General features: G+C 56.8%; 10 protein-coding genes. All 10 read left to right on the top strand.

The features are described from left to right. The coding region (dnaX, locus tag ACETWG_01505; protein ID MFB0515261.1) for a DNA polymerase III subunit gamma/tau at positions 1-1,614 on the top strand (1,614 nt) is incomplete at its 5' end. 8 nt (positions 1,615-1,622) lie between these two features. Further along, on the top strand, positions 1,623-1,952 hold the full coding sequence (locus ACETWG_01500; protein MFB0515260.1) for a YbaB/EbfC family nucleoid-associated protein: 330 nt from the start codon (positions 1,623-1,625) through the stop codon (positions 1,950-1,952). Continuing rightward, positions 1,953-2,546: a recombination mediator RecR gene (recR, locus tag ACETWG_01495; GenBank protein ID MFB0515259.1), complete on the top strand. Its 594-nt coding sequence runs from the start codon at positions 1,953-1,955 to the stop codon at positions 2,544-2,546. Then, positions 2,543-3,133 (top strand): CDP-diacylglycerol--glycerol-3-phosphate 3-phosphatidyltransferase, encoded by a 591-nt coding sequence (gene pgsA / locus ACETWG_01490; GenBank protein MFB0515258.1) that lies wholly within the window; start codon positions 2,543-2,545, stop codon positions 3,131-3,133. Before recR ends, pgsA begins: the two co-directional genes overlap by 4 nt. Before the next feature lie 12 nt (positions 3,134-3,145). Continuing rightward, positions 3,146-3,592, top strand: a complete 447-nt coding sequence (locus ACETWG_01485) for a phosphatidylglycerophosphatase A (GenBank protein ID MFB0515257.1) — start codon at positions 3,146-3,148, stop codon at positions 3,590-3,592. Beyond that, positions 3,589-4,818 (top strand): competence/damage-inducible protein A, encoded by a 1,230-nt coding sequence (locus ACETWG_01480; GenBank protein ID MFB0515256.1) that lies wholly within the window; start codon positions 3,589-3,591, stop codon positions 4,816-4,818. The genes ACETWG_01485 and ACETWG_01480 overlap by 4 nt, the downstream gene beginning before the upstream one ends. Next, positions 4,811-5,389, top strand: a complete 579-nt coding sequence (gene thpR / locus ACETWG_01475; GenBank protein MFB0515255.1) for an RNA 2',3'-cyclic phosphodiesterase — start codon at positions 4,811-4,813, stop codon at positions 5,387-5,389. Before ACETWG_01480 ends, thpR begins: the two co-directional genes overlap by 8 nt. Positions 5,390-5,397: 8 nt before the next feature. Continuing rightward, positions 5,398-6,456, top strand: coding sequence for a recombinase RecA (recA, locus tag ACETWG_01470; protein ID MFB0515254.1), 1,059 nt, complete (start codon positions 5,398-5,400; stop codon positions 6,454-6,456). 50 nt (positions 6,457-6,506) lie between these two features. Further along, a complete protein-coding gene (locus ACETWG_01465) occupies positions 6,507-6,986 on the top strand; it encodes a regulatory protein RecX (GenBank protein MFB0515253.1) in 480 nt (159 codons plus the stop codon). Positions 6,987-7,268: 282 nt separating this feature from the next. Further along, positions 7,269-7,989 (top strand): alanine--tRNA ligase-related protein (locus ACETWG_01460; GenBank protein MFB0515252.1); only part of this gene is annotated, 721 nt, incomplete at its 3' end.

Raw genomic sequence — 7,989 nt, 5'->3', positions numbered from 1 at the left:
GTCCGGACTCTGCAGAATGCCCTGGAGCGTAGCAGGGTGGCCCACGCCTATATGTTTACCGGTCCCCGCGGTGTGGGGAAGACCACCACGGCTCGGATCTTCGCCAAGGCACTCAACTGCCCCCATTCCGATGGTGCCAACCCCTGCAATGATTGTCAGATCTGCCGCGAGATCACCCAGGGAAACAACCTTGATGTGCTGGAGATCGATGGTGCTTCCAACCGGGGGATCGATGAGATCCGCGAGCTGCGTGAGGCCGTTAAGTATCCACCAATCCTGGGGAACTATCGGATCTACATTATCGATGAGGTTCACATGCTCACGCCCCAGGCCTTCAATGCGTTGTTGAAGACGCTGGAAGAACCTCCCCCCCATATCAAGTTCATCCTGGCCACAACCGATCCGCAGAAAGTACCCCAGACGATCCTCAGCCGGACGCAGCGGTTCGACTTCCGACGGATTCCGACCCCGGATATCGCTGCACTACTCGCCAGGATTCTGGATGATGAAAAGGTACCCTATGATAAACAGGCACTTACCATACTGGCCCGCAAGGCCGACGGGAGCATTCGGGACGGCCTGAGCCTGCTGGATCAAATCATTGCCTATCAGACTGATAAGGTGGATGAAACTAGCGTGGTATCAGTGTTGGGTCTGGTAGAGGATTCCTTCTACGCCCAGCTCCTGGACAGCGTCAACCGACACGACCGCAAGGAAGTACTTGCCAAGGTGGAGGCTATCTTCGATGGGGGATACGAAATCAAGGAGGTATGCCAGGGCTTCAATCAATTTCTGCGGGATGGAATCCTATCCCTGGAGACCGGCGATCCCAGCCTGACATCAAAGGGAGCTCTGGTCGATATTCCGGAAGGAATGGATACCGCTGACCTCATCAATCTTTTAAATATCGGCCTGGAAACTGAAGCGCAGCTGCGGTATGCCCAGCAGCCCCGGATTCTTATTGAGCACCAGCTGCTTAAAATGGCCGAGTTGGACAGGGTGGTATCCATCCAGGAGGTGCTCCGGGGGCTGGCTGCGACCGCGGAGACACCCCCTTCGGCTGCTGGTTCGCCGCCGATGGCCGCCGCGGCTCGACACCCGGCGCCAAAAGAGGATCAGCCCCCCCGGATGAAGACTGATCAACAAGGCAGAGCCCCGGCATCAGGTAGTCGGAAATTCACTCGCAGGGAACCGGAGGTGGAGGAAGCGGTTTCAACTGCGGACAGCGACTTATTTACGACTGATCAGCAAGAGCAAGCAATCCCTCCGGATGCCCTGGAGCAACTGCAGCGGCAGTGGGAGACTATCATCAGTGAGCTGGCCAAAGAAAGCCAGGGGACGGCAGCAACACTCAGCGGCTCCGAAGTCGCTGATTTAGAAGGCAATAGACTCACCATTCACCTGCCAGCCAGCCAGTCAATTCATCTTAAGATCCTGATGGACAAGCGGGATCTGGTAGAGAAGACAATTCAGAACGTCATGGGGTGGACGGTGCGCATTGTGCCAACAATTCCTGAAACTCGCAGCCAGGGGCAGCATTCAACAATTGCATCTTCCAAGGGAAGTGCCTTGCTGGATGAATTGATAGATACTTTCAAAGGGGAGGAATACTAGCAGACGCCATGTTTCCCAAAGGTAATTTAATGGCTGGCCTGTTGCAGCAGGCCAAGCAGGTCCAGGAAAAAATCGAAGAATTACAAGGTGAATTGGCTGCTCTGAGGATAGAGGGCCATGCCGGTGGCGGGCTGGTCACCGCCGTAGTCAACGGCCAGCAGGAGCTTATAAGCCTCAAGATTGATCCTCAGCTAGTGAACGAGGATATTGAGATGGTGGAGGATTTGGTAGTGGCCGCTATTCGGCAGGCTATGGAAAGGTCAAAAGAAGAGTCCCAGCAAATGGTCAACGCCGTGACCGGCGGAATGATGAGCGGCCTCAATCTTCCGGGCCTTTAATTGAACGGATTACCTCCTTCCCTGGAAAAGGTCATCCAGGAGCTGGCCAGGTTTCCCGGCGTCGGGAAGAAATCAGCCCAGCGCATGGGATTCTACCTCCTGGACAGTCCCGACCAAACCCTCCAAGAGCTGGCTGAGGCGCTCCTGGCCCTCAAGGAGCGCGTTCACGAGTGCCCTCAATGTCACTTTATTGCGGAGCAGGAGCTGTGCGAAATCTGCCGGGATCTGCAACGGGATTCTGCCACTATCTGTGTGGTGGAACGAGTGCTGGATGTGCTTATTTTCGAGCGGATGGGTGCCTATCGCGGCCTCTATCACGTTCTTGGAGGGCTGATATCCCCCTTGGATGGCATTACCCCTGAGGACTTGCACATTGACGACCTGATTAAGCGGCTGCCGGGCGTGCGGGAGTTAATAATCGCTACCCATCCGAGCATGGAGGGTGACACAACCGCCCTTTATATTGGCAAGCAGGCGGCCGACTTTCCGGTGAAGGTTACCAAGCTGGCCCGCGGCGTACCGATGGGTTCCCACCTGGAGTTCACCGACGAGGCCACCCTGGCCAGCGCCTACACATCGAGGGTGGAACTGTGAACCTCCACCTGCCAAATATCCTGTCCCTGCTCCGCATCATCCTGACCCCCCTCTTCGTTTACCTGCTGTTCTGGGGCGGTCCCAATCATTATTCCATTGCCCTGGCCATTTTCATCACTGCTGGGATCACGGACATCATTGATGGCTATCTGGCCCGCCGTCTCCGGGTCGAATCCAGCATAGGCAAGATGCTGGACCCGGCGGCCGACAAAATCCTGGTCCTCTCAGCATTCATCAGTTTTGTTACTATGCACCTGATATATGCATGGATGGTGGTACTCATCATCCTGAGAGATGTGCTGGTCACCGCAATCCGTTACCTGCTGGAAAAACGGAACATGCCGATGACCACCAGCAATATTGCCAAGGGTAAAACGGCCGTTCAAGTCGCCACGATCATTATTATCCTGGGCTATTTAAGCCTGAAATCGTATCAGATCCTCTGGATTACGGACTGGATTGAGAGCCTTCATATTATTCTGGTTTTCATGTTAATGACAGTTTTGTTTACCCTTTATACGGGTTTCGACTATTTTATCGTGAATCGCTCCGCCATCCGCGCCCTGGCAAAATCCAACCTTCAGTGATTCGACAACGCCATTAGCACTTTAGCCACCATCATTGGGACCTTCGGGTTTATCGGTTATCTGAAGCCGGCACCAGGAACCTGGGGCAGCCTGGCTGCCGCTTTGGTATGGTGGTTTGTTGTCCCGGCTCCTGCCATTCTGCAGCTGGTGCTGGTAGCGGCGGCTCTGGTAGTGGGCGTCTGGTCGGCGGGTGTTATTGAGCAGCGGACCGGGCTAGGTGATCCGTCGATAGTGGTGATTGATGAGGTGGCGGGCATGTGGTGCGCGCTACTTGGAGGCCGGCAGATCCTGTGGTATTTTCTGACAGCCTTCCTGGTTTTTAGGCTATTAGATGTGCTCAAGCCCGGTCCCATTCAGCGATTGCAAAACCTGCCCGGCGGCTGGGGAGTGATGATGGATGACATGGCCGCTGGCGCCGTAACCCTCCTCATTATGACGGCTATTCGAATTCTGGCATGAAGGCGGGCATACTCACAGTAGGCGACGAGATCGTCAGCGGTTTCAGTGTGGATACCAATTCGGTCTGGCTGGCTCAGGAACTGCTTAAGCGGGGCATTACTGTTGTAGCCAAGGCTTCCGTAGGTGATAATCAGGAAGCCATCAAGGAAGTGTTGGCCCGCTGGGACGGCGAGTTGGACCTGGTCATCTCCACGGGTGGTCTGGGCCCCACTCACGACGATGTCACCAAGACAGCTTACTGCCACTATTTCAACAGCGGGCTGCACTTTGACGAAGATTACTGGCAAGTCCTGGGAGAGCGTTTCCAACGCCGGGGCTACGAGATTCCGGCTAATAACCGTTCTCAGGCGGAGATCCCTGACAAGGCAGAGGCGCTGCCCAACCCCGTGGGTACGGCGCCGGGACTTAAGTTCCAATCCGACAGGTGTACCTTTTATGTCCTGCCTGGCGTGCCCACGGAAATGAAAGCTATTATGTCCGGCCAACTATTGGACAGCCTGGGTGGCGGCGAGGCTATGTCCTGGGTAACCCTGCGTACTACCGGGGTTTTTGAGAGCACACTCTCATCCAGACTAGCACCACTGATATCCAGGCTCAAGGAGGTCCAGGTAGCCTACCTGCCGGCCTACACCGGGGTGGATATCCGCCTCCGGAGCATTACCGTTGGTGAGACGGGGCAGGCGCAGGTCGAATCGGCCGCCAGGGGAATTGAAGCCGCGCTGGGGGATGCGGTCTATGGACGGGGTGATGCCACCTTGGAGGCGGTAGTTGGCCGGATGCTGACAGAGCGAGGCGAAACCCTGGCCCTGGCCGAATCATGCTCCGGTGGGCTGACTTCTTCCCGAGTTACGGATATCCCCGGTAGCTCGGCCTACATGCTGGGTGCCGTAGTGGCCTACAGCAATGCCGCCAAGGTCGCCCTGCTGGGCGTACGTCCGGAAACGCTACAAGTCCATGGTGCTGTGAGCGAGGCCACCGCTCGGGAGATGGCTCAAGGGGTGAAAGCGGCCTTTGCGGCCCACTGGGGTGTGGCCACCACCGGTATATCCGGGCCCACCGGCGGGACACCCGAAAAACCGGTCGGACTTGTATATCTGGCGGTGGCGGGACCGGAACGAACGGTGGCGAAAGAGGCCCGGCTGGTGCCTCACCGGCTGCCACACAAAGCGGCTACGGCCCAAGCGGCCCTGAATATGTTACGTCTGGAGATTATGCACCATGGCTGAGGAAGTCGTTCGAACCTTTTTCGGCTTTGAATTGCCCCCTGAGGTGGCTCAACGGGCGATGGAATTGCACACACTGGTAGACGATCCCAAGCGCGCGGTACGGTGGGTGAAAGGGCCCAATATTCACCTGACAATAAGGTTCCTGGGTGCCACACCGCGAACGGCTGTAGAGGAGATAGCGGAGGGCATGCGGGAGAAACTGGCGGATTTTCCGGACTTGCGGGTGAGCGTGGGGGGTACGGGAGTATTTCCAACCCCGACCCGGCCGCGGGTTCTCTGGCTGGGAGTCACGGGTGATATCGAGCGGCTCCAGGCCCTGGAGACGGCTATCCATGAAGTGGTGGGACCGATGGGCTTCCCCAGAGAGGAACGGGAATATATTCCCCATGTTACTTTGGGGCGCGTACGTTATCCGCAGAAAATCACCCCTGATGTCAGTAAATTTCTCCATGCCGAGTATGAATCTGTGGATTGTCCCTTAAAAGCTTTACATTTGTACGAGAGTCGACTGGGGGACAAAGGGATTATTTATACTCCCTTAGCAACGTTCCCGCTAAAGTCAACTGATTAGGAGAGGTCATGACCGAACAGAAGCAAAGAATCCAGGCCATCGAGTCTACGATCACTTACATAGACCGCCAGTTCGGCAAGGGATCCCTGATGCGCCTGGGAGACAAGGCCTTGGAAAAGATCAACGTTATTCCAACGGGTTCCCTGTTGTTGGATGTGGCCACAGGTGTGGGGGGTATCCCCCGGGGCAGGGTTACCGAGATCTTCGGTCCTGAGGCCTCCGGAAAGACCACCCTGGCCCTGCATATCATTGCCGAGGCCCAGAAGACTGGGGGCTATGCCGCCTTTATTGATGTGGAGCACGCGATGGATCCCGGCTACGCCCAGAACCTGGGGGTGGATACGGCCAACTTACTGGTTTCCCAGCCTGATACCGGCGAACAAGCCCTGGAGATCACCGAAGCCCTGGTACGCAGCCGGGCCATTGATGTGATTGTGATCGATTCGGTGGCCGCCCTGGTTCCCAAGGCGGAGCTGGACGGCGAGATGGGCGACAGCCACGTGGGTCTGCAGGCACGGCTTATGTCCCAGGCACTGCGCAAGCTCACCGGCACGGTCTCCAAATCCCACACGGCGGTGGTATTTATCAATCAGATCCGCGAGAAGGTCGGCGTGGTGTACGGCAATCCTGAAGTCACCCCTGGTGGCCGGGCGCTGAAGTTTTACACCTCCCTGCGGCTGGATATCCGGCGCATCGCCGCTATCAAAGAAGGCGATACCCTCATCGGCAACCGTACCAGGGTGAAAGTGGTAAAGAATAAGGTGGCTCCACCTTTCAAGGCTGCCGAGTTCGATCTCATGTACGGTACCGGTATCTCCTTTGAGGGTGATCTGCTGGATATTGGCCTGCAGGCTGACATCATTCAGAAGAGTGGAGCCTGGTACTCCCATGGCGATATGCGTCTGGGACAGGGCCGGGAAAATGCAAAGCTATTCCTGCAGGAGAACCCTGAGATCAGGGAGGCTGTTGCGAGGGAGGTGCGGGCGTTTCTGGGCTTGGGAGCAGCCCGGGTTGAGGAGGCACAACCCCCGGGAGAGTCGGCGGCAGCGACCGTAGAGGAGCAGTAGCTGTAAGCTATCCAGGCTCGACCGACGCCACCTCAAGTAAAGCGGCGCCAGTGTCTGAGGATGAAGGCCAGCGAGCACGCGAGGCCGCTTTTCGCCTGCTGGCGGTGCGGGCGCGGAGTGCGCAGGAGCTGCGGCAACGACTGAAGCGCAAAGGCTTTCCCCAGGAGATAGTGGACCAGGTCATCGCTGACCTCCAGGCTAAGGGTTATCAGAATGATGCGGAATTCGCCCGGCAGTTTGCCCGGGAGAAGTGGTCGGGATCAGGCTGGGGACCGGCTCGGATAAGCCAGGAGCTGCGCGCTAAAGGTATTTCACCCGGTCTGGTGAGTACAGTTGTGGAAGAGACCTTTGGCGAGGTGGACCTGGTGGCGGCCATTCTGCCGCGGGCCGGTAAACGGTGGGAGAACATGCGGGACCTGCCGCGCGAGACCCGCCGGCGGCGCCTATCAGGATTCCTTCGGCGGCGGGGATACGATTGGGAAACCCTGGGTAAGGTGATCGTCCAGTTGGAAAATGACGAGATTCCATAATAATTAAGTGATGAAAAAGGGAGCTCACGAAAAGGTATCTAATCACTGGATTATTGCTTCTCTTTTCGGCCTTACTCTCATCCACTTTGGCTATTCTCGACTGTGAATTTCAGTTCGAGATATTTCGTCCCGGAAACTGGGAGGTAGAACTTCAGCATTAATCCTCAGCCACTATCATCGTAGTAATACTGCCAGTTTCCCCTTCTGATTTCCATAGCCGATATTAAATTTTATGTCCAATCTATGATCCTTGATAGACAGATTGGGTAAGAATTCGACCAGATGAAGACCAGCAAGGAGATCCGCCAGGAGTTCATTTCCTTTTTTGAAGCGAAGGGGCACCGCTTCGTGCGCAGCAGCCCGGTGGTGCCCTTCGACGATCCCACCCTGCTGTTTGCCAATGCGGGGATGAACCAATTCAAGCCCATTTTCCTTGGCCAGCAGCAGCCCGAATATAAGCGCGTTGTGAACACCCAGAAGTGCATCCGGGTATCAGGCAAGCATAACGACCTGGAGGAGGTGGGCGTAGACAACTATCACCACACCTTCTTCGAGATGCTGGGCAACTGGTCCTTTGGCGACTACTACAAGGCCGAGGCCATCCAATGGGCCTGGGAGCTGTTCACCGCGGTCTGGGGGATGGACGGGGACCGCTTGTGGGCCACGGTGCATGAGACGGACGACGAGGCAGCGGAGCTCTGGCCCCAAGTGACCGGCATACCACCCGAGCGCGTCCTGCGGTTCGGTGACCAGGAGAACTTCTGGGAGATGGGGGAGACGGGTCCCTGCGGGCCCTGCTCGGAGATTCACTACTACGAAGGGCCGGATATCGGTAAGATGTCGTTGGAGGGAATCAACGTTCGGCCTGAATACAAGGAGCTCTGGAACCTGGTCTTTATCCAGAACAACCGCCGCGAAGATGGAACGCTGGAGGACCTGCCAGCCAAGCACGTGGATACGGGGGCGGGCTTTGAGCGCATCGTGGCGGTACTTCAGGGGCAAA

It is taken from the genome of Candidatus Neomarinimicrobiota bacterium (assembly GCA_041862535.1).
Classification (GTDB): domain Bacteria; phylum Fidelibacterota; class Marinisomatia; order SCGC-AAA003-L08; family TS1B11.
Note: the sequence above shows the minus strand (reverse complement) of the source record. Positions and strands in the feature narration are given on the sequence as shown.

Bases quoted from the DNA above. Each gene is read 5' to 3' on its own strand.
- ACETWG_01500 (MFB0515260.1), top strand. From the start codon at position 1,623: ATGTTTCCCAAAGGTAATTTAATGGCTGGCCTGTTGCAGCAGGCCAAG.
- ACETWG_01480 (MFB0515256.1), top strand. From the start codon at position 3,589: ATGAAGGCGGGCATACTCACAGTAGGCGACGAGATCGTCAGCGGTTTC.
- thpR (MFB0515255.1), top strand. From the start codon at position 4,811: ATGGCTGAGGAAGTCGTTCGAACCTTTTTCGGCTTTGAATTGCCCCCT.
- recA (MFB0515254.1), top strand. From the start codon at position 5,398: ATGACCGAACAGAAGCAAAGAATCCAGGCCATCGAGTCTACGATCACT.